Origin of the sequence: Kribbella kalugense, assembly GCF_004365875.1 — a bacterium.
GTDB lineage: Bacteria > Actinomycetota > Actinomycetes > Propionibacteriales > Kribbellaceae > Kribbella > Kribbella kalugense.
On record NZ_SODF01000001.1, the window covers coordinates 1,620,084 to 1,642,045 of the forward strand.

Annotated in this window: 20 protein-coding genes; 9 read left to right on the forward strand and 11 right to left on the reverse strand. The window is 68.3% G+C overall.

The window, feature by feature from the left end; all coding sequences use genetic code 11:
- The first annotated feature begins 95 nt into the window (after nt 1-95).
- Genes EV650_RS07635 through EV650_RS07645 form a run of 3 tightly spaced genes read left to right on the forward strand, consistent with a single transcriptional unit; the run spans nt 96 to nt 3,586 of the window.
- Complete coding sequence (locus tag EV650_RS07635) at nt 96-1,112, forward strand: hydroxyacid dehydrogenase (protein ID WP_238174066.1); 1,017 nt, start codon at nt 96-98, stop codon at nt 1,110-1,112.
- Complete coding sequence (locus tag EV650_RS07640) at nt 1,109-3,007, forward strand: DUF2264 domain-containing protein (protein ID WP_134116733.1); 1,899 nt, start codon at nt 1,109-1,111, stop codon at nt 3,005-3,007. Before EV650_RS07635 ends, EV650_RS07640 begins: the two co-directional genes overlap by 4 nt.
- Before the next feature lie 51 nt (nt 3,008-3,058).
- Nucleotides 3,059-3,586 (forward strand): ferritin, encoded by a 528-nt coding sequence (locus EV650_RS07645; protein WP_134116735.1) that lies wholly within the window; start codon nt 3,059-3,061, stop codon nt 3,584-3,586.
- An 8-nt stretch (nt 3,587-3,594) separates the two neighbouring features.
- On the opposite strand, the gene EV650_RS07650 is transcribed toward EV650_RS07645, so the two are convergent.
- Nucleotides 3,595-5,481, reverse strand: coding sequence for a DUF2207 domain-containing protein (locus tag EV650_RS07650; RefSeq protein ID WP_134116736.1), 1,887 nt, complete (start codon nt 5,479-5,481; stop codon nt 3,595-3,597).
- Nucleotides 5,482-5,601: 120 nt separating this feature from the next.
- Here EV650_RS07650 and EV650_RS07655 point away from each other — a divergent pair, with 120 nt between their 5' ends.
- Complete coding sequence (locus EV650_RS07655; RefSeq protein WP_134116738.1) at nt 5,602-7,728, forward strand: elongation factor G-like protein EF-G2; 2,127 nt, start codon at nt 5,602-5,604, stop codon at nt 7,726-7,728.
- On the opposite strand, the gene EV650_RS07660 is transcribed toward EV650_RS07655, so the two are convergent.
- Genes EV650_RS07660 through EV650_RS07670 form a run of 3 tightly spaced genes read right to left on the reverse strand, consistent with a single transcriptional unit; the run spans nt 7,721 to nt 10,286 of the window.
- The gene (locus tag EV650_RS07660) at nt 7,721-8,968 is read right to left on the reverse strand and encodes an AAA family ATPase (protein ID WP_134116740.1); all 1,248 of its coding nucleotides are present in this window, start codon (nt 8,966-8,968) and stop codon (nt 7,721-7,723) included. The two genes, EV650_RS07655 and EV650_RS07660, sit on opposite strands and share 8 nt — an antisense overlap.
- Nucleotides 8,965-9,840, reverse strand: a complete 876-nt coding sequence (locus EV650_RS07665) for a tetratricopeptide repeat protein (protein ID WP_134116742.1) — start codon at nt 9,838-9,840, stop codon at nt 8,965-8,967. Before EV650_RS07665 ends, EV650_RS07660 begins: the two co-directional genes overlap by 4 nt.
- Nucleotides 9,837-10,286, reverse strand: coding sequence for a hypothetical protein (locus EV650_RS07670; protein WP_134116744.1), 450 nt, complete (start codon nt 10,284-10,286; stop codon nt 9,837-9,839). Before EV650_RS07670 ends, EV650_RS07665 begins: the two co-directional genes overlap by 4 nt.
- Nucleotides 10,287-10,349: 63 nt before the next feature.
- Between EV650_RS07670 and EV650_RS07675 the strand changes: the two genes are divergently transcribed.
- The gene (locus EV650_RS07675; protein ID WP_134116746.1) at nt 10,350-10,757 is read left to right on the forward strand and encodes an HIT family protein; all 408 of its coding nucleotides are present in this window, start codon (nt 10,350-10,352) and stop codon (nt 10,755-10,757) included.
- On the opposite strand, the gene EV650_RS07680 is transcribed toward EV650_RS07675, so the two are convergent.
- From EV650_RS07680 to pgsA, 3 genes are read right to left on the reverse strand one after another with little or no spacing between them, the layout of a single operon-like run.
- A complete protein-coding gene (locus EV650_RS07680) occupies nt 10,750-11,829 on the reverse strand; it encodes a glycosyltransferase family 4 protein (RefSeq protein ID WP_134116748.1) in 1,080 nt (359 codons plus the stop codon). The genes EV650_RS07675 and EV650_RS07680 overlap by 8 nt on opposite strands.
- Before the next feature lie 10 nt (nt 11,830-11,839).
- Complete coding sequence (locus EV650_RS07685; protein WP_134116749.1) at nt 11,840-12,706, reverse strand: phosphatidylinositol mannoside acyltransferase; 867 nt, start codon at nt 12,704-12,706, stop codon at nt 11,840-11,842.
- 2 nt (nt 12,707-12,708) lie between these two features.
- Complete coding sequence (pgsA, locus tag EV650_RS07690; protein ID WP_134116751.1) at nt 12,709-13,371, reverse strand: phosphatidylinositol phosphate synthase; 663 nt, start codon at nt 13,369-13,371, stop codon at nt 12,709-12,711.
- A gap of 112 nt (nt 13,372-13,483) precedes the next feature.
- Here pgsA and EV650_RS07695 point away from each other — a divergent pair, with 112 nt between their 5' ends.
- A complete protein-coding gene (locus EV650_RS07695; RefSeq protein ID WP_238174067.1) occupies nt 13,484-14,428 on the forward strand; it encodes a hypothetical protein in 945 nt (314 codons plus the stop codon).
- A gap of 59 nt (nt 14,429-14,487) precedes the next feature.
- Nucleotides 14,488-15,423 carry a hypothetical protein gene (locus tag EV650_RS07700; protein WP_134116753.1) on the forward strand — a complete coding sequence of 312 codons (936 nt, stop codon included), beginning with the start codon at nt 14,488-14,490 and terminating at the stop codon, nt 15,421-15,423.
- Here EV650_RS07700 and EV650_RS07705 read toward each other — a convergent pair.
- Nucleotides 15,420-15,992: an HIT family protein gene (locus tag EV650_RS07705; protein ID WP_134116755.1), complete on the reverse strand. Its 573-nt coding sequence runs from the start codon at nt 15,990-15,992 to the stop codon at nt 15,420-15,422. The genes EV650_RS07700 and EV650_RS07705 overlap by 4 nt on opposite strands.
- Nucleotides 15,989-18,010, reverse strand: coding sequence for a threonine--tRNA ligase (gene thrS, locus EV650_RS07710; protein WP_134116757.1), 2,022 nt, complete (start codon nt 18,008-18,010; stop codon nt 15,989-15,991). The genes EV650_RS07705 and thrS overlap by 4 nt, the downstream gene beginning before the upstream one ends.
- Before the next feature lie 176 nt (nt 18,011-18,186).
- Between thrS and EV650_RS07715 the strand changes: the two genes are divergently transcribed.
- A complete protein-coding gene (locus EV650_RS07715; RefSeq protein ID WP_134116759.1) occupies nt 18,187-18,840 on the forward strand; it encodes a DedA family protein in 654 nt (217 codons plus the stop codon).
- Here the strand turns inward: EV650_RS07715 and EV650_RS07720 are convergent.
- Entirely contained in the window at nt 18,773-19,456 is a 684-nt protein-coding gene (locus tag EV650_RS07720; RefSeq protein ID WP_134116761.1) for an FMN-dependent NADH-azoreductase, read from the reverse strand. The genes EV650_RS07715 and EV650_RS07720 overlap by 68 nt on opposite strands.
- 68 nt (nt 19,457-19,524) lie before the next feature.
- Between EV650_RS07720 and EV650_RS07725 the strand changes: the two genes are divergently transcribed.
- Nucleotides 19,525-20,409 carry a sigma-70 family RNA polymerase sigma factor gene (locus tag EV650_RS07725; protein WP_134116763.1) on the forward strand — a complete coding sequence of 295 codons (885 nt, stop codon included), beginning with the start codon at nt 19,525-19,527 and terminating at the stop codon, nt 20,407-20,409.
- Here EV650_RS07725 and EV650_RS07730 read toward each other — a convergent pair.
- Nucleotides 20,393-21,922 carry a MinD/ParA family ATP-binding protein gene (locus EV650_RS07730; RefSeq protein ID WP_134116765.1) on the reverse strand — a complete coding sequence of 510 codons (1,530 nt, stop codon included), beginning with the start codon at nt 21,920-21,922 and terminating at the stop codon, nt 20,393-20,395. The genes EV650_RS07725 and EV650_RS07730 overlap by 17 nt on opposite strands.
- Nucleotides 21,923-21,962 lie beyond the last annotated feature (40 nt).

Below are 21,962 nucleotides of genomic sequence, written 5' to 3' on the forward strand. Positions count from 1 at the left end.
CGGGCACAAATTCCGGTCATGGCGAAGATTCAGGATGTTCCAAGACTCGGCGGTCGGCGCGACAGCTCCGGAAAGCGCTTGCTAAGTTGTTCGTCGTGAGCAGCGAACCAGATTCCGCCCTGACCGTCATGCTGGCGATGAGCGAGACCAGCCGGGACCGCGTCCTCGTGCCGCGGGTCCTGGAGCGGCTCGAGGCGGTCGCCACCGTGCTCCCGGTCGGCCCGGGGAACAGCTTCCTGGCCGACCCCGCCGTCCGGGCCGCGCTGCCGGACGTCGACGTACTGCTCACCGGCTGGGGCTGCCCGCGGATCGGTCCGGAGGTCCTCGACGCGGCGCCGAAGCTGCAGGCGATCCTGCACGCGGCTGGCTCGGTCAAGGCGATCGTCGACCCGGCAGTCTTCGACCGCGGCATCCAGGTGTCGTCGGCGGCCACCGCCAATGCGCAGCCGGTTGCCGAGTTCACGGTCGCGGCAATCGTCCTCGCCGGGAAGCGGGCGTTCCGGCTCGCGGCGCAGTACCGGATCGAGCGGCGGAAGGCCGACCCGCACGGGATGCCGGGCAGTTACGGTTCGACGGTTGGCCTGCTGGGCGCCTCGCGGATCGCGAAGATGGTTGCCGAGCGACTGCGGGCCTTCGACCTGCAGGTGCTGATCAGCGATCCGTACCTGACTACGGCCGAGGCGGCTGAGCTCGGCGCGGAGCTGGTCGACAACGACACGCTGTTCAGCCGGAGCGACATCCTCAGCGTGCACGCGCCGTTGATTCCGGAGACGGTCGGGCTGGTCGATGCCCGGTTGCTTGGGCTGCTGAAGGACGGCGCGGTCCTGATCAACACGGCCCGCGGCAAGATCATCGACGCCGAAGCGCTGCTGAGCGAATGCGTGTCCGGCCGGATCGACGCCGTACTCGATGTGACCGACCCGGAGCCGCTGCCGCCGGACTCGCCGCTGCTCGACCTGCCGAACGTCTTCGTCACGCCGCACGTAGCCGGTGCCGTCGGCAACGAGATCGCCCGCCTCGGCGAACTCGCCGTCAGCGAACTCGAACGCCTAGCCGCCGGCCAGCCGTTGCAGCACGCCATCAGCCCCACCGAAATCGGAAGGCTCGCATGATTCTCCCTGATACCGACCGGGTTCTCTCTCGTCAGACCGGGTGGAGCCGGGCGCACTGGGAGGCGTTGGCGGATCATCTGCTCGACTCGCTGGTGCCGTACTTCTCCCCCGGCGCCTCCCTGGTCGAGTTGCCCGGGCGGCCGAGTCGGTCCGGTACGGCGTCCGACGCGCTGGAAGGGTTCGCCCGGTCGTTCATGCTGGCCGCCTTCCGCATCGCGGGCGTGCAGGGCAAGGGCTGCGAGGCACTGATCGAGCGGTACGCGCGGGGTGTCGCGAACGGAGCGAATCCGGACCACCCCGACGCGTGGCTGCGGCTGACCCCGAGGTCCCAGCAGATGGTCGAGGCCGCAGCGATCGCGGTGTCGCTGCACGAGACCCGGGAGTGGATCTGGGACCGACTCGACTCGCGGGCGCAGCAGCAGGTGGCCGAGTGGCTCGGTGGTTTCAACGGGTCCACGACGCACGACAACAACTGGCGGCTGTTCCAGGTCGTGAGCGAGCAGTTCCTCGCGTCGGTCGGGGCTCCGTACTCGCAGGACGACATCGACGGCGGGCTCGACCGGATCGAGGACTGGTACGTCGGCCGTGGCTGGTACTCCGACGGCGACGGGCAGAACTACGACAACTACATCGGCTGGGCGATGCACCTCTATCCCGGACTGTGGGCGCGGATGGCGGCCGCGACGCCGGGTGCACAGTACGAGGACCGGCTGAAGCTGTATCGCGACCGGATCAAACTCTTCCTCGAGGACGCGTTGTACCTCGTCGGGAACGACGGTGCGCCGATCTACCAGGGGCGTTCGCTGACGTACCGGATGGCGGCCGCTACGCCGTACTGGATGGGAGCGATCCTGGACTCGACTCCGCTCACGCCGGGTGAGACGCGGCGGCTGTGCTCCGGGATCGCGCGGCATTTCGTGCAACACGGCGTACCGGATGAGCGTGGCGTGCTGACGCTCGGGTGGTACGACACCTTCCTACCGACGACGCAGCAGTACTCCGGACCTGGATCGCCGTACTGGGCGTCGAAGGGGTTCGTCGGGCTGATCCTGCCGCCGGAGCACCCGGTGTGGACGGAGCCGGAGGACTCGATCCCGCTCGACGATGCGGATCAACTGCGGGCGATGCCGGAGCCGGGTTGGATCGTGCATGCGAGCCGCCATGACCAGGTCGTGCAGTTGGTGAACCACGGCGCCGACCATGCTCCGGTGGCCGAGCCGGAGGGTGTGGAGCCAGCGGGCGATCCGCACTACAACCGGCTGGCTTATGCGAACCACGCGGGACCGGACTTGTCCGACAGCGAGCCGCAGGTCGACAACCTGATCTCGCTGGTCTCCCCCGATGGAACGACCAGCGGGCGTGGGCGGATCCGGCGGCTCGGGGTGGATGGTCACACTGCGTCGTCGTGGAACAAGGCGTGGCTCGGATCCGAGGGTCCGTGGGCGATCGAGGTCACGTCGGTGGTGCACAGCGGGTGGGAGATCCGGTGTGCGCTGGTCGAGGGGCCGGCCGGGGCGCTCGTTCGCAGCGGTGGGTTCGCGGTCGCCGGTGAGACCTTGCCAGAGGCAACAGTCGGCCAGGTGGTTGCGTCGGCGCGGAACGCGGACGGTCTCGTGTCGGCGGTGGTCGGGCTGCACGGATACGACAAGGCCGGCGTACATCGCGGGTTGGGCGTGAACCCGTTCGGTGCGCACTCGGCCACGCCGTACCTGACGGCACCGCATGACGGGCAGCCGTTGGTGCTCGTCAACGCAGTACTGCTGACCCGGGACGCGTTGCGGCCGGAAGCGCTTGCCGAGGGCATCGATGTGGCCGTCGATGGTACGACGGTGCGGATCGGCCTACCCGGTGGTGGCGTCGAGGTGGTCGAACTGGGACAAAATCGAATCGGTTAGGTCAGCCTCGCCAAGGGTGTGTAATCGGCCGATGGCCGTTAGATTGACGGGATGAGCACGTACGAAAAACTTCTGCAGGAACAGATCCGTAACGAGTTCACGGCCTCACAGCAGTATGTGGCGGTCGCTGTCTGGTACGACGACCAGGATCTGCCGCAGCTGGCCGCGCACTTCTACAAGCAGTCACTGGAAGAGCGCAACCACGCGATGATGATGGTCCAGTACCTGCTGGACAAGGACATCCGGCCGCACATCCCGTCGGTCGGCGAGGTCGAGTCCGACTTCAAGTCCGCGCTGGAGCCGCTCGAGCTCGCGCTGGCGCAGGAAATCACCGTCACCAAGCAGATCGAGACGCTGGCGCGTACTGCGCGCGACGAGTCGGACTACATCGGCGAGCAGTTCATGCAGTGGTTCCTCAAGGAGCAGGTCGAGGAGGTCGCCGCGATGAAGACCCTGGTCAACGTCGCGAACCGCGCCGGCGACAACCTGTTCCACCTCGAGGACTTCCTGGCCCGCGAGGTCGTCGGCGACGCCGGCTCAGACCCGACCGCCCCCACCGCGGCCGGCGGCACGGTCTAAGCGTTCAGCTACCAGCTTCCTCCGCCTCCGCCGCCGCCACCGCCGCCGGAGGAGCCGCCGCTGAAGCCGGAGGAGCTGCCGCCGCCACCGCCGGAGCTGGATGGCGTGGGTGGCGGGTCGAAGGTGCTTGCGAGGGTCGCGCCGACGGCGCCCGCGGTCCAGCCGGACGTGTAGTAGGACGGGCCGTAGTACCAGACAGGATCCGGTGTGATCCGGCCCGCGGCGACCAGTTGCTGACAGACCTTCTGCCAGCGGTCGGCGAGACCGAAGACGATTGCCCAGGGCAGGTACTTCGAGAAGATGTCCTCGCCCTCTTCGAAGCGCAATTGGTCCGCCTCGGCCGTCGCGAGGTACGTCTGGAAGCCGACCAACTGGTCCGTCACCGCTCGCCCGGCCGGGTTCCGCTGACCGCGGCCGCGGATGCCAATCCAGATGCCGATGGCAACGATCACCGCGACCACCGGGATCGCGATCACCACCGCGCGGCCCGCTCCCCCGGTCGCCGCGGCGGTGACCGTCCCGGCGAAACCGGCGCCGACCACCCAGATGGCGATCATCGCCATGCAGGCGCAGCCGAAGCCGTTCTTGAAGACCGACCCGCCGCCGGCTCGTGGCATCCGCAGGTACCACTGACGCTGCTTCACCTGCTCGCGGAGCGCGGTGATCATCGAGGTGTGTGCGGTCCGCATGGTGTTGTCCCCGACCGCACCGCGCTTGAGCAGTACCTCCGACCCCGGCTGCAGCGTCGGGAACAGGCCCGTCATCAGCGCCTGCTCGTGCGGCGCGGTCGCGACCGCAGGGTTCAGCAGGACGGCCTTCTGCGTGTCACCCGAGTTGTCGATCCGTACGCCGCCCCGCACCGCCAGGTCGATCAGGGTCGCCGCGGTCTCGGTCGTGTTCGCCTTCGCGTCGATCAGCAGTCCGCCCTCGGCGACCGGGATCCTCGGCGGCGAGAACGCGACCGGGATCTGGTCCTTCCGGAGGTCGTCCTTGACCGGTTCGGCCGCGACACCGCTCGGCGGGAAGGTCCCCGGCGGCATTCCGGCGTACCGCTGGTCCTTGTTGCCGACCTTGGCGTAGATGGCGGCGAGGACGATCGCGACCGCACTGACCAGGCCGGAGCCGATGAGCGAGAGCCAGGACAGGCCGTTGCGCTCCATCCAGTTCGGCGGGTCGGACAGGATCGGCGTGTCGTTCTGTACGGCGCCTGCCGCGATCCCGGCGACGATCGTCAACTGCTCTCCACGCCCGAGCTGGGATGCGCCGAACACACCCTTCTGGCCGACGACCGACTTCTGCGGGCAGGAGTCAGTCGCGCCGGCTGGGCCGGAGAAGCACTCGACCTGGGTCACGCCCTGCGGGACCTGGACGTTGACCGTGACCTGGTCGATCGTCGCGTCCCAGGCGGAGCCGGTGGCGTCCCAGTACAGCTCGCTGTGGTCGGCGAAGTGCCGTAGCGCGCCGCGCACGTCGTACGAGATCACGTACGTCGCCTCGTCGCCGGAGATCGTCTGGTCCGCCGAGCCGATCTTGATCTGGGTGTTCTCGTTGCGCTGGTTGTTCTCCTGGAACGTGTCCGTGGTGAACTCGTCCGAGACGTTCGGTGTCGGCGTGGAGACCTCGATGTTCGAGACCTGGTATTCCTGGTCCTTCGAATCGTCGTCCTTGTAGGGCTCCCGGGTGACCAGGTCCCGGTAGATGCCGTGCCGGCCGCTGGTCGCGAAGACGTAGTCGATCGTCTCCTTCACATGCAGTACGCCGTCCGCCGAGACGGTGTAGTCGATGGTGAAGTTCCTGATCTCGTCGCCCACGTCCGCCGACGCCGGCGCGGCGAACCCCGCCAGCGCCAATGCGGCGAAAAGCGAGCTGATGACGACCCCGAGTGCCTTACGCATGCCCAGGACACTATCCAGCGCGAGGGTCCGGAGGTGGGACCTCCGCGACGAATCCGCTACCGGATGGCTCTTGTGCGAAGTGTCCGTTAGGGGAATCGTGGGTGGACCAGGAGGAACGTCATGGCAGACAAGACGAATGCTTCCCAAGGCACCGGAGCCGCGCCCGCTGCGGACAGTCCGGACGCCATCCGCAACGTGGTCCTGGTCGGCCCGTCCGGGTCCGGCAAGACCACCCTTGTCGAGGCCTTGCTGGTGGCCTCCGGCGTCCTGAACAGACCCGGCACCGTCCTGGACGGAACCACGGTGTGCGACTTCGACGACGCCGAGGTCCGGCAGCAACGCTCCGTCGGCCTGTCGCTCGCCTCACTGCCGCACGACGGCGTCAAGGTGAACCTGATCGACACCCCCGGGTACGCCGATTTCGTCGGCGAACTGCGGGCCGGGCTGCGTGCCGCCGACTGTGCGCTGTTCGTGGTCGCGGCGAACGAGGGCGTCGACGAGCCGACCAAGGCACTGTGGCAGGAGTGCGACCAGGTCGGGATGCCGCGGGCCGTCGTGATCACCAAGCTCGACCACGCGCGCGCCAACTACCAGAACGCGCTTTCCACCGCGCAGAACGCGTTCGGCGACAAGGTGCTGCCGCTCTACCTGCCCGCTGGTGACGGGCTGATCGGGCTGCTCTCCCAGTCGTACTTCGACTACTCCGGCGGCAACCGCTCGACCGCGGCCCCGGACCCGTCGTACGCCGATGAGATCGAAGACCTCCGCGGCACGCTGATCGAGGGAATCATCGAGGAGTCCGAGGACGAGTCGCTGATGGACCGGTACCTGGGCGGCGAGGAGATCGACCAGAAGGTGCTGATCGAGGACTTGGAGCGCGCGGTCGCGCGCGGCTCGTTCTTCCCGGTCGTCCCGGTCTGCAGCGCCTCCGGAATCGGTACGTACGAGCTGCTCGAGGTGATCACCAGCGGGTTCCCGTCGCCACCGGAGCACACCATCCCGGAAGCGTTCAACCCGCACGGCGTCGCCCGCAAGGGCCTCGCGTGCGACCCGGACGGGCCCCTGCTCGCCGAGGTGGTGAAGACGACGTCGGATCCCTACGTCGGCAGGGTGAGCCTGGTGCGGGTGTTCTCCGGCACCATCAGGCCCGACACGACAGTCCACGTGTCGGGCCATTTCACGTCCTTCTTCGGAGACCACAACTCACACGAGGACCACGACGAGGACGAGCGGATCGGCGCGCTCTCGTTCCCGCTCGGCAAGACCCAGCGGCCGGCGGGTCAGGTGGTCGCCGGTGACGTCTGCGCGATCGGCCGGCTGACTCGTGCCGAGACCGGCGACTCGCTGTCAGATAAAGCGGATCCGCTGCTGCTGAAGCCCTGGAACATGCCCGAGCCGTTGCTGCCGATCGCCGTACAGGCGCATACCAAGACCGATGACGACAAGCTCGGTGTCGGGTTGCAGCGGCTGGCGGCCGAGGATCCGACCCTACGGATCGAGCAGAACCCGGAGACCCACCAGATCGTGCTGTGGTGCATGGGCGAGGCGCACTCCGACGTCGTCCTGGACGCCCTCGCGAACCGGTACGGCGTGACCGTCGACACCGTCGAGCTGCGGGTCCCGATGCGGGAAACGTTCCTCGGTTCGGCCAAGGGTCACGGGCGGCATGTGAAACAGTCCGGCGGGCATGGTCAGTACGCCGTCTGCGACATCGAGGTCGCGCCGTTGCCGCAGGGTGGCGGGTTCGAGTTCGTCGACAAGGTGGTCGGTGGGGCGGTGCCGCGGCAGTTCATCCCGAGTGTCGAGAAGGGCATCCGGGCGCAGATGGAGAAGGGAGTCGGGGCCGGGTACCCGATGGTCGACATCCGGGTCACGTTGCTGGACGGGAAGTCGCACAGCGTCGACTCGTCGGACATGGCGTTCCAGATGGCCGGTGGGCTGGCGTTGCGCGAGGCCGCGGCTGCTGCACGCGTCACGATGCTCGAGCCGGTGGACCTCGTGTCGGTGCTGGTGCCGGACGAGCTGGTCGGTGCGGTGATGAGTGATCTGTCCGGACGGCGCGGCCGGCTGCTCGGGACGGACAAGGTCGGCGAGGACAGGACGCTGGTGAAGGCCGAAGTACCGCAGGTGGAGATCACCCGCTACACCATCGATCTCCGCTCGCTGTCCCACGGCGCCGCCACCTTCAGTCGCGAGTTCTCCCGCTACGAGGCAATGCCAGACTCCGCCGCAGCCAAACTCAAGTGAGTCGGCGGCGTACGTCACGCGACTTGAGGTACGCCGCTACATCGTCATAGCGCTCGCTCTGGTTGGCGAACTCTATGTAGGACCGCACGCGGTGTAGCCAGTCGAGCGTGGACGGCTTGACCGACGCGAGCGCCTCGGTCAGGTGACGCATGGCCAGGGGCGGCTCGCCGCCACTGGAGAGCGCCTCGTCGATCACCTTGTCCACGCCGCGCTCGATCAGGGCGCGCAGGTCGGCGCCGCTGAACATCGGCGTCTGGTCGGCGAGGGCCTTGAGGTCGAGCCCGTCGACCGGGACGTCCTTCGTCAGGACCTTCAAGATGTCGGCCCGTGCCGGCTCGTCCGGCGGCGGTACGAAGATGACCCGGTCGAAGCGGCCCGGGCGGAGCATCGCCTCGTCCACGTCCCACGGCGCGTTCGAAGCGGCCAAGACCAGCAGGCCGTCGTTCTCGGAGCCGATCGCGTCGAGCTCCTGCAGCAGTACGTCGACCAGCCGCCTCGCCTCGGACCCACCGTGCTTGTGCCGGGCGAACGCCAACGCGTCCAGCTCGTCGAGGAACAGCACGCACGGCCCGTTGGCGCGGGCACGCTCGAACGCCTCGTGCAGGTTGCGCTCCGAGACCCCGAGGTACGGGTCCATCACGTCCTCGATCCGGACGTTGATGAACGGCAGACCGCACTCCCCCGCCGTCGCCCGCGCGAGCAGGGTCTTGCCGCAACCGGGCGGGCCGTAGAGCATCACGCCGCCGCCGGACTTCCGCCCGTACTTCTCGTACAGCTCCGGTCGGCTCTGCGGGAGGATGACCATCCGGTGGATGACCCGCTTGATCTCCTCCATCCCGCCGACCTGGTCGAAGGTGGTCGTCTCCTTCACCGGGTCGGCGCTCAGAGGGTCGTAATCCTCCTCAGCACCGACCTTGATGCGTACGCCGCTGCGCTCAGCGATCATGCCGTCCACCAACTGCTGCAGCCGCCCGGTCCCCTCGACGACTCCCTGCTGACGGGCCGCCTCCAGCAGATTCCGCAGCAGAGCGAGCCGTCCGTTTGCCGCGGCCAGCTCGCCGACCGGAACGAACTGGTCATCCGGCAACCCTTGCTGATCAAGCAGTACGACGTACTGGTCGAGCGCGTCCTCGATCTCGCTGTCCGCCACCAACGACTCCGCAAGCACAAGCCGCCGGAGCACGTCGTCCGGGTTGGCGTCGACCGCCTTTCTGAGGGCAGCGATCCGGTCGTTACTCATGATCCCCACTTTCGGTTGATCCAGCGGCGGACCAGCGGTGGGGCCACCCACGAGTACACGCAGAACGCCAGCCAAATCATGGCGAACGCGAAGGACAATGGCGCCAGACCGACGGCGCGGAGGCCGTAGATCACCGCGACCGCGCCGATCCAGACGATCATCGGATTGACGCGGGTGAACGGGCGCAGCGGAAGCATCAGCGGATGGTTGAACAGCTTCGCCTGGCGGGCGGCCGCTCGCAGGTCCGCGTCACCGGGCTGGGACGCGGCCGCGGAGGCGAGGGACGTGTACCCGGACCTCGGGTCGCCGGTCAGCATGGACGCCGTACCGTGCAGGGCTCGGGCGTTCGGGTCTTCGGGGTCGTGCGCCAGCGCTTCGGTGCTGTGGCGGTGCATGTCGCGGTCCTTGCCGAGCGCGAACGCGACCTGCGCGCGAGCAGCCGAGACGGCGACGCTCTCCGGCGCATGGGACGCGGCCCGCTCGACCAGGGCGCTCGCCTTCTGGGCCTGTCCGGCAGCCAGGCAGACGTGCGCGTAGCCGAGCAGAAGATCAGGTTCGTTCGGGTCGAGGCTCAGGCCTTGCAGGAACGCCGCCTCGGCCTCGGGCAGGCGGCCTTCGGATCGCAGTGCCGCGCCGAGGATGTGCAGCATCGCCGGGAACGGGCCATGCTGGGCGAGGCCGTCACGCAGTACGTCGACGGCCTCGGCGTTCCGGTCGGTAGCGTGCAGAGCGGCGCCGCGGAACAAGTACGCGCGGTAGTCGACAGCCGCGTCGCCCCAGAGTCCCTGCAACTCGTCCAGAGCGCGCTCGGGGTGACCGATCTGCAGCCAGTGCGCGGCCATCCGCAGGCGGGCGTCGCTCGGATCGTTCATCGGAGCACCGTCACCAGGAACAGGATCAGGAACTCGGCAACAGCCCCGCCGACCGTGACCGCGATCCCGACCCGCCACAGCGATCCGTACTCCGTGCCTCGGAGCTGGAACGCGCGATCCATCGGACGCTGGATCCGGAGCTGGACCAGGAAGCACAACACCGCCACCACCCGGCTGCTGACCCGTAGACCGGAGGTGAGGTCTGCGTCATCGTCGAGCAGGACGAACAGCGCGACGACCGCGATCAGGCCGACGAGACCGCTCAGCAGGATGAGTCGGCGCTTGGCCGCGTCCACGCCGAGCCGGCCTGAGTTGAGGAACGCAATGGCCGTCGACGCGATCACGCCACCGAAGAAAGCGACGTACGTCTGCGACATCAAGCGCCACGGGCGCACGGACATGTTCACACCCGCGCCGATCGTCGGGCGCAGAAGTTCGTCCGGCATCGGGCTCCTCGGGTGGACAGGCTCCGCAATCTGTGATGCTCGCGCAGTGTATAGCCTGTGCCGATGAGCGAGAACTGCATCTTCTGCGGGATCGTGGCCGGCACCATCCCCTCCACCCGGGTCGCGGAGAACGACCGGGCGATCGCCTTCATGGACATCGCCCCGGCGACCCCCGGGCACCTGCTGGTGATCCCGCGGGAACACTCCACGGATCTCCGCGAGGCCGCTCCCGAGGACCTCACCGCCGCGACCCTTCTCGCCCAGTCGCTGGTCAGCCGGGTGATCGACCGGCTCGAGGACGCGACCGGCGCCAACCTGCTCAGCTGCATCGGCGCGGACGCCTGGCAGACCGTGTTCCACACCCACCTGCATGTGATCCCCCGCTACCCGAACGACCCGCTGGTGCTGCCGTGGAAGCCGCACTCGGGCGACCTGGACGAGATCCAGGCCGTCCACGCCAAGCTCATCTAGCAACGAGCTCGTACACCGACAGTAGCTCTGGCAGCAGCACCGACCAGTCATACCGCGGTACGGCGATGAGGCCCGCTGAGCGAAGCTGGTCACGCTTATCCGGCCGGCTCAGCAACCGCAGGGCGCCGGCGGCCAACTCGGCAACGTTGCCGGGCTCGAACAACTCCCCCAGCCGCCCGCCGTCCAGGACCTGACGGAACGCAGGCAGGTCGCTCGCGAGCACCGGCGCACCGGCCGCCATCGCCTCGAGCAGGACGATGCCGAAGCTCTCCCCACCGAGATGCGGTGCGACGTACACATCGGACCCGGCCAGCATGTCCGCCCGCGCCTCATCGTCGATCGCACCGAGAAACAGAACGTTCTCGGGGTACTGCGCTTCGGCGGCCTGGCCCGAGCCGGCGACCAGGATCTTCAGCCTCGGGCGCTCAGCCAGGAGGAGCGGTACGGCGTCCAGCAGTACGCCGAGCCCCTTGCGTGGCTCGTCCAACCGGCCGAGGAAGCTGATCGTGCCGTCCTCGCCCATCCACTCCGGCCGCGGACTGCCCTTGAACCGGGCGGTGTAGAGGCCGTTCGGGATCACGACCGCCTCGCCGCCGACGTGCTGGACCATCATCGAGCGGGCGTTCTCGGACACCGCGATCCGCGCGTCGATCTTCTCCAGGGCCGGCCGGAGCAGGCTGGACGCCACGCTCATCGCCCGGGACCGGACCTGCCAGGTGTGGAAGGTGGCGACGAACGGCCCGTCGGCCGACCAGAGGGCGATGATCGACGCGCTCGGCGTGGTCGGCTCGTGCACGTGGACCACGTCGAAGTTGCCGTCCGCGAGCCAGCTCTTCACCCGCGCCGCCGTCCGCGGGCCGAAGGTAACTCGCGCGACCGACCCGTTGTACGGGACCCCGACCGCCCGGCCGGACGAAACGACGTACGGCGGGATCGCATCGTGGTCGTCGACCGGGGCGAGGACCGAAATCTCGTGGCCGAGCGAGAGCAGCGCCTCGGCGAGGTCGCGGACGTGGTTCTGCACCCCGCCGGGCGTGCCCAGCGAGTACGGGCACACCACTCCGATCCTCACGGGTCAATTCTCACTCGTCGAGGAAGATCCTCTGCAGCATGTGCCAGTCCTCGGGGTGAGCGGCGATCCCGGCCGCGAAGGCATCCGCGCAGTGCTGCGTCATGGTCGCGGCGTCACCGGGCTCGATCGTGTCGTGGAAGGTGATGACCAGGTCGGGGCCGTCGTAGTGGAGCGTCGCCGGGACCAGCGGGGCGCCGGTCTTCAGGCTCAGGGCGGCCGGGCCGACCGGCATCCGCGACGGGCGGCCGAAGAACGTGACCGGGATGCCGCGTTCGGACAGGTCGCGGTCGGCGACCAGGCAGACGAAGCCGCCGGCCCGCAGCCGATCCACGAGGACGGCGGTCACGTCGTCGTCACCGCCGGTCAGTGGGAGGACCTCCATGCCGAGCTTCTTGCGGTAAGCGATGAAACGGTCGAACAACGACTCCGGCTTCAGGCGTTCGGCAACGGTCGAGACCGGCATCCCGGTCAGGCCGGCCCAGGCGCCCGCGTGGTCGTAGTTCGCCGTGTGCGGCAGCGCGCAGATCACACCCTGCCCGGCCGCGTAGGGGTCGCGGAGAAGCTTCTCGTTGACCGTCCGGACGCTGCCGACGATCTCCTCGTCCGACCACTCCGGTAGCCGGAACGTCTCCTGCCAGTAGCGCAGGTACGAGCGCATTCCGGCGCGGACCAGCGCGTCCAGCTCGGCCTCGGTCGCCTCCGGGCGCACCACGGCCAGGTTCCCCCGCAAACGACGTACGCCGCGGCCGTTCTTGCGGACCGTACGGTCAGCGGCCTGCCGGAACAGCCAGCTGACGGTCCGCTCGGGCAGGCGCCGTACCAGGGTCCAGGCGAGCGCGAAGGCCAGGTCGACGGCCCGTTGCTGGAGACCGTTCATCGTCAGTCGTTCTTCGGCTCCGCCGGCGGCGGGGTGTCCAGGCCCGCGTTGGCCGGGTCTGCCAGGACCTGTTTGCGGACCGAGAGCGAGCGCTGTACGACGGTGATCGTGCTCGCGGCGGCGACGTACCAGATGACGATCTCGAGCAGGATCGGGAGGTTCAGCACGTCGGAGAAGAACGCGAGGACCAGCGTGAACACCAGTCGGTCCGCGCGCTCGGCCAGGCCGCCGCTCGCCTTCAGACCGAGGCTCTCCGCCTTGGCCCGCGCGTACGACGTGACCGCGCCCATCACCAGCGCCCACAGCGTGACCGCGGCCATCAGGGTGGAGTTGCCGGCGTGCGAGTTGGCGTAGAACATCACCAGGCCGCCGTAGATCGCGCCGTCGCCGATCCGGTCCAGCGTCGAATCGAGGAACGACCCCCACTTCGACGAGGTCCCCGAGGTCCGGGCCATGTGGCCGTCGAGCATGTCGGAGAACACGAAGCACGTGATGACGACCGTGCCCAGCCAGAGGTGGCCGCGCGGGAAGAAGATCAGGGCACCGGCGGACACACCGATGGTGCCCACCAGCGTGACCGCGTCGGCGCTCACGCCGAGCTTGAGCAGGAGGGTGGCGATCGGGGTGATCACCTTGGTCCAGAACTGCCGGAATCTGTTAAGCATGGCGACGCGATCGTAGTCCAGTCAGAGCACGGTCCGGTGACATGCCACCCGGTTCCACCTGCGAACGGCCCGGATTCGCGCGATGCTGGACCCAGCGAGGAGGTGGGGTGACATGCGTCGCAGACTGCTCATGGCCCTCGCCCTGCTCGCAGTGAGTGGCTGCACGGTTGCCCAGCGGGCCAACGACTCGCCGCCGCCAACGATTCCCCCGACCACCGTCATCCCCACGGTGATCGCTCCCCCACAGCCCGAAGGTCTGGACGGTACGGCGGGAGCACCCGGCCCGCAGGTCTGTACGGCGGTCACCCGCACGCTGACCACCAAGCTCCGGGTCCCGGTCACCGCGAAGCCATACGCCTGGAACGACAGCGGTCTGCCGGCCATGGATCTGTGCACCCTGCTGATCGAGGACCGGGTCGTCACGGTGGGCGTGAGTGCGTTGCCGAGTCAGCCCGACGCTCTCAATCGGCTGATGGACGGCGCCGGGGACCTTGAGCAGCTGCCGGAACTCGGGCCGGACGCACTGATCGCCGAGTCGCGGCTGGTGTTCCCGGTCGGCGATCGGGCGGTGCGGGTGACGCCGACCGGTGGCATCGATCGCGGCAACGCGACCGGCATCGACCGGGCCAAGGCTGTCGCGATCGCGCTCGCCGTCCAGGACGCCGTACCGAAGAACCTTCGTGCCGCGCGGCAGTCGGATGCGACGTGTCAGCTGGCGAACTCGGCGGCGGAGCGGTTCGTGCAGCTGCATGTCCAGCTGCGGCGCGACTACCGGGTGAAGGGTGCGCTGACGTGCATCTGGGGGACGTACGACGCGACGGTGTCGATCGTCGAGGCGTTCGACCAGGCGACCATCCCGGAGTCGCAGCGGGTGCCGCCGCCTCGGTTCGCGCCGCTCGGCCAGCCCGGGTACTACCTACCCGAGGAGGGTGAGCTGGTCTTCCGGCAAGGCCGCCGCGTGGTTCGCGTGACTGCGTTGACCAATCCGTCGCGCGAGGTGTCGCTGGAATCGCTCACCAACATCGTCGACCCGATGTTGCCGCTGTTCCTGCGCTGAGAACTTTCTGGTCCAGACCAACGTCCTACTTTCCACAATCACCAGTGGGGGTGGGGTTCATGAGCAAGTGGACGAAGTACGGCGGCGTTCTGTCCGCTCTTGTCGCTGGGGTGCTGGCGACCGGGACGGCAGTAGCACAGCCCAGCAGTCCGACGGTAACGCGCAGCACGCCAAGCGAGTGCCTGCTGAATCTCGGCTCGGTGACCGCCGGCGGCGATCACCGGATGCAGACCATCCAGGCCGAAGGCGCGGTGGTCGACGACTGGATCGTTGCCAAGGACATCTATCCGGACGGGCAGGTTCGGCTGAGCGCGACGGTCCGGTACGGCGCTGCCGAGGTCGGCGGGCTGGCTCACCAGGGTCCGGTCATCATGGGCTCGACGATGTACGACAGCAGCTATCTCACCGCGAACGGCCGCGGACCGGTCACGCAGAAGAAGGTCACCCGGGTCGGCCCCGGCTGGCAGGTGTACCGCAGTCTCGACCGGTCGACGTACGTCACCGCGACCAGGCAGCGGGAGACGGAGTACTCGCTGCACACCGACGGCACCCTCTATCGCCGCAACGTCACGTACAAGGACGGTGTGCCGAGCCGGCAGATCACCGGGTGGCAGTCCGGGTACAAGGGCGTGAAGGCGATGACGCTGATCAGCCAGACGGCGACGTACGACACGTTCCTGATGACGCTGACGTCCGGGAAGCTGTACACGGCGCGGTTGCCGCTCGCCGGCGGGCAGATCATCCCGGGGGTGGTGAAGCAGGTGCGAGGCTCGACCTGGCAAGGATTCGAGTCACTGGTGGCGGCCTCGTGCTGGGGCGGCGTACTCCTGCTCGGCATCGACAAGGACACCAAGTCCGCCTACCTGTACTCGGTCGGGCACGCCAACGGCGCGGCCACCCCGATCAAGCTGATCCGCAAGGTGCCGGGCACGTTCGCCGACCCGGTCTACTTCGACTGGCAGCTGTTCAGCGGGGAGCGGCTGGCCGGCGACTAGGGCCAGGACTTCGCGAGCAGCGCCCGGGTGTCGGTGAGGAGCTGGGGCAGGACCTTGGTGTGGGCGATGGCCGGCATGAAGTTGGTGTCGCCGCCCCAGCGCGGTACGACGTGCTGGTGCAGGTGGGCGGCGATACCGGCGCCGGCGATCTCGCCCTGGTTCATGCCGATGTTGAAGCCGTGCGCACCGGACACCGTGCGCACGGCTTGCATCGCCTGCCGGGTCAGCTCGGCGACGTCCCTGACCTCGGCATCGGTCAGCTCGGTGTAGTCGGCGACATGGCGGTACGGCACGACCATCAGGTGGCCGGGGTTGTACGGGTACAGGTTCAGGACGGCGTACGCCGCCTCGCCTCGATGCACGATCAGCGCATCGGCGTCCGTCATCCCGGGCAGCCTGCAGAACGGGCATCCCGAGCCGGCCTCGGAGCTGGTCGGCTTGTTCTCGCCCTCGATGTAGGCCATCCGATGCGGCGTCCACAACCGCATGAACTCATCCGGCTCCCCGACCCCGTCCTGCCGCACCAGCTCCTCGGGCTGGTACGGCGAGGCCGGGTGGTCTGACGTCATACTTGGACGCGCTTCTTGACGGCCTCGACGATCTCGGCGACCGCGTCCGCGATCGGTACGCCGTTCTTCTGCTCGCCGTTGCGGTAGCGGAACGACACCGATCCGCCGGCCATGTCCTCGTCACCGGCGATCAGCATGAACGGCACCTTGGACTTCTGCGCGTTCCGGATCTTCTTCTGCATCCGGTCGTCGGACGAGTCGACCTCGACCCTGATCCCCGCCGCCTTCAGCTGCGCGGCAACGTCGTACAGGTAGTCGACATGGCCGTCGGTGATCGGGATGCCGATGACCTGGACCGGAGCGAGCCACGGAGGGAAGGCGCCGGCGTAGTGCTCGGTGAGCACGGCGACGAACCGCTCGATCGAGCCGAACAGGGCCCGGTGGATCATCACCGGCCGCTGCCGCGAACCGTCCGGCGCGGTGTACTCCAGCTCGAACCGCTCGGGCAGGTTGAAGTCCAGCTGGATCGTCGACATCTGCCAGGTCCGGCCGATCGCGTCCCTGGCCTGGACCGAGATCTTCGGACCGTAGAACGCGGCGCCGCCCGGATCCGGGACCAGGTCGAGACCGGAGCCCTCGGCAACTTCCCGCAGCGTCGCGGTCGCCTCCTCCCAGACCTCGTCCGACCCGACGAACTTGTCCGGGTTCTTCGTCGAGAGCTCGAGGTAGAAGTCGTCCAGGCCGTAGTCGGCCAGCAGACCGAGCACGAAGGTGAGCAGGTTGCGCAGCTCGTCGCGCATCTGCTCACGGGTGCAGTAAATGTGCGCGTCGTCCTGGGTGAACCCGCGGGCCCGAGTCATGCCGTGCACGACGCCCGACTTCTCCAGCCGATAGACCGTGCCGAACTCGAACAGCCGCAGCGGCAGCTCCCGGTACGACCGGCCGCGGGCGGCGAAGATCAGGTTGTGCATCGGGCAGTTCATCGGCTTCAGGTAGTAGTCCTGGCCCTGCTTGCGGATCTGCCCGTCCGCGCCACGCTCCTCGTCCAGGTGCATGGGCGGATACATGCCGTCGGCATACCAGTCCAGGTGGCCCGAGGTCTCGAACAGCTGGCCCTTGGTGATGTGCGGCGAGTAGACGAACTCGTAGTCGTCCTCGACGTGCCGCTGACGCGAATAGTCCTCCATCACCTTCCGCAGTACGCCGCCCTTCGGGTGGAACACCGCGAGACCCGAACCGATCTCGTCCGGGAAGCTGAACAGGTCGAGCTCGGTGCCGAGCTTGCGGTGGTCGCGCTTGGCGGCCTCCTCCAACCTGGTCAGGTAGGCCTTGAGCTCGTCGCGCGATTCCCACGCCGTGCCGTAGATCCGCTGCAGCTGCGGGTTCTTCTCGCTCCCCCGCCAGTACGCCGCCGCCGTCCGCATCAACTTGAAGTTGCCGAGGTAACCGGTCGCGGGCACGTGCGGCCCGCGGCACAGGTCCTTCCAGGCAACGCTGTCGTCCCGCCTGACGTTGTCGTAGATCGTCAGCTCACCGCCGCCGACCTCGACCGACGCACCCTCGGCCGCGTCCGCAGCGGAGCCCTTGATCCCGATCAGCTCGAGCTTGTACGGCTCGGTCGCGAGCTCCTCGCGCGCATCGTCGTCGCTGACCACCCGGCGGCTGAACCGCTGCCGCTCCTTGATGATCTGCTGCATCTTCTTCTCGAGCTTGCCCAGATCCTCAGGCGTGAACGGCGTGGCTACGTCGAAGTCGTAGTAGAACCCGTTCTCCACCGGCGGGCCGATGCCGAGCTTCGCGTCGGGGAACAGGTCCTGCACCGCCTGCGCGAGGACGTGCGCGGTCGAGTGCCGGATGATCGCGCGGCCGTCGTCGGACGCCGCCTTGACCGGCTCGATCTCGTCGCCGTCGGCGACCACCCGGGACAGGTCCCGCAGCTCACCGTTGACGCGGGCGGCGATGGCGGAGCGGTCCTGACCGAAGATCTCGGCGAACAACTCCCCGATCGTCGTCGTCTCGGTCACACTCCGCTCAGCCTCGCCCTCGACGCCGATCAGATGGACCTTGACTTCCGACACGTTCACTCCTCGAGTCCTGCGGCCGGCCCGATGCCGGTCACGTCACAGATGGTATCGACTCCTGGCCTTCGCCCTGACGGCGTATCCACAGGCCCGCCGTACCTGACGAAAGTCGGGGGTCGAGCAAGCCGTTGGTCCGATGTGCCGGGGGTGCCCGAATTCCTAGATTCAGTTGTATGAGTGACGCGATCCTGCACTTCGCCGGCGAGCTGATGTCCTCGTGGTGGATCTACCTGGCACTGTGGGGCTTCGCCGCGCTGGACGGGTTCTTCCCGGCGATCCCGAGCGAGACGCTGGTTGTCACGGCCGGCGTCTTCGCCGCGTCCACCGGCGAGCCCAACCTGTACGCCGTGATCGCGGCCGCTGCCGTCGGCGCGTTCATCGGGGACCACGTCTCCTATGCGCTCGGCCGGGGCGCCGGTGGTCGACTACTCGACCGAATGAAGCCCGGCACCAAACGACACGCGGCTGTGCTCTGGGCGCGACGGGCGCTGACCGAGCGAGGCGGACTGGTCCTCGTGGTCGCCAGATACGTCCCCGGTGGTCGCACCGCGGTCACGCTGACGATGGGGTCAGTCCGCTACCCACTGCGGAAGTTCTCCGCGTACGCCGGGATCGCTGCGGTCAGCTGGGGTCTGTACTGCACCTTGGTCGGCTTCATCGGCGGCAAGGCCTTCGAGGACAACCCGCTCAAGGGCGTGGTCCTCGGCATCGGCCTCGCCCTCGCGGTCACGCTCGTCGTCGAACTGGTTCGCCACCGGCTCAAGAAGCGGCGTGAGTCTCAACCTCAGGTCGAGCCTGAGCCCGAACTGGTGGATGCCACCGAGTGATCCGGGCCCTGGCCTCGGCCAGGGAGCGCTCTGCCAGCGGCTTGAACTCCGCGAGCCGGTCGACCAGGCCCGTCAGAGTCAGCTCGGCTCGCACCAGAGTGAGGTCCTGCACTCCGAGGTTACCGAAGTACCTACGCAGGTATGGCTCCTGGTGGTCCCACCCTTCTCGCGGTGCTCCGGGGCCGTACGCTCCCCCGCTGGCCGTGACCACGACCACCCGCAGATCCCGCAGTACATCGTCGGCGAAGGCGCCTGGGAACGTGATCCTGTCGATCCACGCCTTCAGCGAGGCCGGGAGTGCGTAGTTGTAGAGCGGCGCACCGATCAGCAGCACGGACGCCGCTCTGACCTCTTCGATCAACGGCCTCGTCAGAGCCCACGCCTCGGCCTCGGCCTCGCTCTGGATCAATTGGTCAACGTCTACGAGCGGTACGACGCCCAGCCGCTCGGATCGCCGGCCCAGCTGGCAGTACGCCGTGTCGATCGGGGGCACCGGATCAGCTGCCAGATCCCGGTAGCGGTAGCCGGGTCCTGCCCACCGGTCAGCGAACTCCCGGGTCAGCTGCCGCGTCACCGATTCGGCCGAGCGGTTCGCGCTGCAATCAAGATGAAGCACTCGTGGTCACCTTCGTCGTCTCGTGGTCGTCAGACTGGGTGACGGCGTGCAGGGCGGAAAGGTGACCAGTGACCAGGGACGAGCTGACCGAGGCGTTCGAGGCGGAGCGGAGCAAGCTGGAGGCGGTTGCCTTTCGCCTGCTGGGCTCACACAGCGAGGCCGAGGACGCGGTGCAGGAAGCCTGGATCAGGCTCGGCCGCACCGAGGGCATCGACAACCTGGGCGCATGGCTCCGGACTGTGGTGACGCGGATCTGTCTCGACGTCCTGCGGTCGCGCAAGGTCCGTCCGGAGGACGCCACGACCCCCGACGACCTCGAGCAGACACCGGCGATACGACGTACGCCGGAGGACGAGGCGCTGGTCGCGGACTCGGTCAGCCGGGCTCTGCTCGTCGTACTCGACACGTTGGAGCCGGCCGAGCGGATCGCGTTCGTGCTGCACGACATGTTCGCCGTACCGTTCGCGCAGATCGCACCGATCGTGGAGCGGACACCGGTGGCAACCAAGAAGCTTGCGAGCCGTGCACGGCAGCGTGTGCAAGGCGCTCCGGTCGTTCCGTCGGCCGAGCTGGCCCGGCAGCGTCGAGTGGTGTCGGCGTTCCTGCATGCAGCCCAGGCAGGCGATCTGGCCGCTGTCCTCGCAGTACTCGCGCCAGACGTCGTACGACGTGTCGACGCGACCGCACTGGCTCCGGGGATGTCTGCCGAGCTTCGTGGCGCACAGGCCGTGGCAGAGGGGACGGTCGTCCTGTCCGGCCGCTCTCAGCTGGCTGAGCTCGCGTTGGTCAACGGCGAGGTCGGACTGGTGCTGGCACCGCAGGGGCGGCTGTTGCTAGCCATCACCTTCACCAGTGAGGCGGACCGGATCACGTCGTACGACGTAGTTGCCGATCCGGACCGCCTCGCCGGGTTGCGTCTTGCTGTGCTCAGCCCGATCAGCGTGGTGCGTTGAGTGCGATCGTGATCTGCTCGGACACCTTGGCTGCCAACTCCAGACCTGCGCGACGGGTAGCCGGCTGCAGGGCGGAGTGGTCCAGCGGGCCTTCGGCCGCGATGTGCATGTCGGTCGGGATGTCGACGACGGCGGCTGCGCGGGACTCGAAGTACGGCCGGAGCTGCTTCTCGACCTCCCGGTTCACATCGCCGGGGCCGTTCGACACCGCGATCACCGCACGGCGGATCAGCCGCTGTGCCTCGGGACCCTGGTTGTCGAGCTCCTCGAGCATCTGCACGGCGGCCGCGCAGGACAGGCTCTTCCACTTGATCGGGATGACGAGGGCGTCGGCCGCCTTCATCGCTTCCCGCCAGTTGCTGGAGCCCTCGTTGTTACCGGTGTCGATCACCAGCACCTTGTAGAACCGGCTCAGCAACCGGTGGATCTGGTCGAAATCCTTGGCCTCGATCTGCGCGTACGTCGTGGTCGCCGACGTCAGCACGTCGTACTGACCGGACACCTGGTGGCGCAGGTACGCAGCGACGTCGCCGAGCCGGGCATCCGGCTGGGTCAGCATCATCATGGCCTGCAGCATGTCCGTGACGGTCGACCGGGAATTCGTGTCGTGCGTGCGCAGGTGCATGTTGCCGCGGAGCTCGTTGTTGTCCCAGGCGACCACACCGCCACCACGGGCCTGACCGAGCGCACCAGCGAGCAGCAGGGTGGTCGGCGTCTTGCCGGAGCCGCCCTTCGGGTTGGCCACGACGATCGTCACCGGACGCCGGAAGGCCGTCGCCGCAGTGGCACGGGCGATCCGCTCAGTGCGCTCGGTGCTGCCGGGACGCAGCTTCAGCATGCTGCGGACACCGCGCTCGGCCGGAGCCTCACGTGGCAGCGGCAGAGCCTGAATCAGGTCGTCCGTGCGGAAGGACAGGTTCTGCTGCGGCTGCGGGGCCTGCTGACCCGGGATGCCCTGCGGGAAGAAGTGCTGAGCGGCCGGGGACAGCGGCTGCTGACCTGGCTGACCTTGAGGTGCGGGGCCGGGCTGTGGCTGACCAGCACCCTGGTCCTGGCTGAAGCCTGAGCTGTGGAACGAGGAGCCGCCGAACACAGGGCTGCCTTGTGCCGGTTCCTGAGCCGCTGCCGGGTCGGCTCCGTCCGTGGCCTGGGACTCGGTCTCGGTGGCCGGCTCGTCGTCGTACTCCTCCGGCTGGGTCCACGACGACGCAGCGGACTCGGCGACCGGCTGCGTCCAGGACGGAGCGGGCACGCTCGGCTGCGGCTGGGTCCACGGTGCCGGCTGGTCCTCCGGCTGGGCCGCAGGGCTGGCTGGGGTGGACGACGTGGACCAGGAGTCGCCTGGGAAGTCCTGGCTGAGCGCGTCGGGCTTCTGCTCGTCCGCCTCTTCGGCAGGGTCGGCTTCGTTCGGGTCCGGCTGGGTCCAGGAGGGGGTCGGCTGCCACATTCTCCGGACCTCGGCCGCCGCCGCTTCCCGGTCCTTGTGCTGTCCGGAGTTGTGCGAGTCGGTCACGACCTGGATCCCCGATTCTGTGAGAGGGGGCGGGTGGCCC

Bases quoted from the DNA above. Each gene is read 5' to 3' on its own strand.
- pgsA (WP_134116751.1), bottom strand. From the start codon at position 13,371: ATGCTTAACAGATTCCGGCAGTTCTGGACCAAGGTGATCACCCCGATC.
- EV650_RS07640 (WP_134116733.1), top strand. From the start codon at position 1,109: ATGATTCTCCCTGATACCGACCGGGTTCTCTCTCGTCAGACCGGGTGG.
- EV650_RS07655 (WP_134116738.1), top strand. From the start codon at position 5,602: ATGGCAGACAAGACGAATGCTTCCCAAGGCACCGGAGCCGCGCCCGCT.
- EV650_RS07685 (WP_134116749.1), bottom strand. From the start codon at position 12,706: ATGAACGGTCTCCAGCAACGGGCCGTCGACCTGGCCTTCGCGCTCGCC.
- EV650_RS07675 (WP_134116746.1), top strand. From the start codon at position 10,350: ATGAGCGAGAACTGCATCTTCTGCGGGATCGTGGCCGGCACCATCCCC.
- EV650_RS07645 (WP_134116735.1), top strand. From the start codon at position 3,059: ATGAGCACGTACGAAAAACTTCTGCAGGAACAGATCCGTAACGAGTTC.
- EV650_RS07665 (WP_134116742.1), bottom strand. From the start codon at position 9,840: ATGAACGATCCGAGCGACGCCCGCCTGCGGATGGCCGCGCACTGGCTG.
- EV650_RS07715 (WP_134116759.1), top strand. From the start codon at position 18,187: ATGAGTGACGCGATCCTGCACTTCGCCGGCGAGCTGATGTCCTCGTGG.
- EV650_RS07650 (WP_134116736.1), bottom strand. From the start codon at position 5,481: ATGCGTAAGGCACTCGGGGTCGTCATCAGCTCGCTTTTCGCCGCATTG.
- EV650_RS07660 (WP_134116740.1), bottom strand. From the start codon at position 8,968: ATGAGTAACGACCGGATCGCTGCCCTCAGAAAGGCGGTCGACGCCAAC.
- EV650_RS07700 (WP_134116753.1), top strand. From the start codon at position 14,488: ATGAGCAAGTGGACGAAGTACGGCGGCGTTCTGTCCGCTCTTGTCGCT.
- EV650_RS07705 (WP_134116755.1), bottom strand. From the start codon at position 15,992: ATGACGTCAGACCACCCGGCCTCGCCGTACCAGCCCGAGGAGCTGGTG.
- EV650_RS07670 (WP_134116744.1), bottom strand. From the start codon at position 10,286: ATGCCGGACGAACTTCTGCGCCCGACGATCGGCGCGGGTGTGAACATG.
- EV650_RS07695 (WP_238174067.1), top strand. From the start codon at position 13,484: ATGCGTCGCAGACTGCTCATGGCCCTCGCCCTGCTCGCAGTGAGTGGC.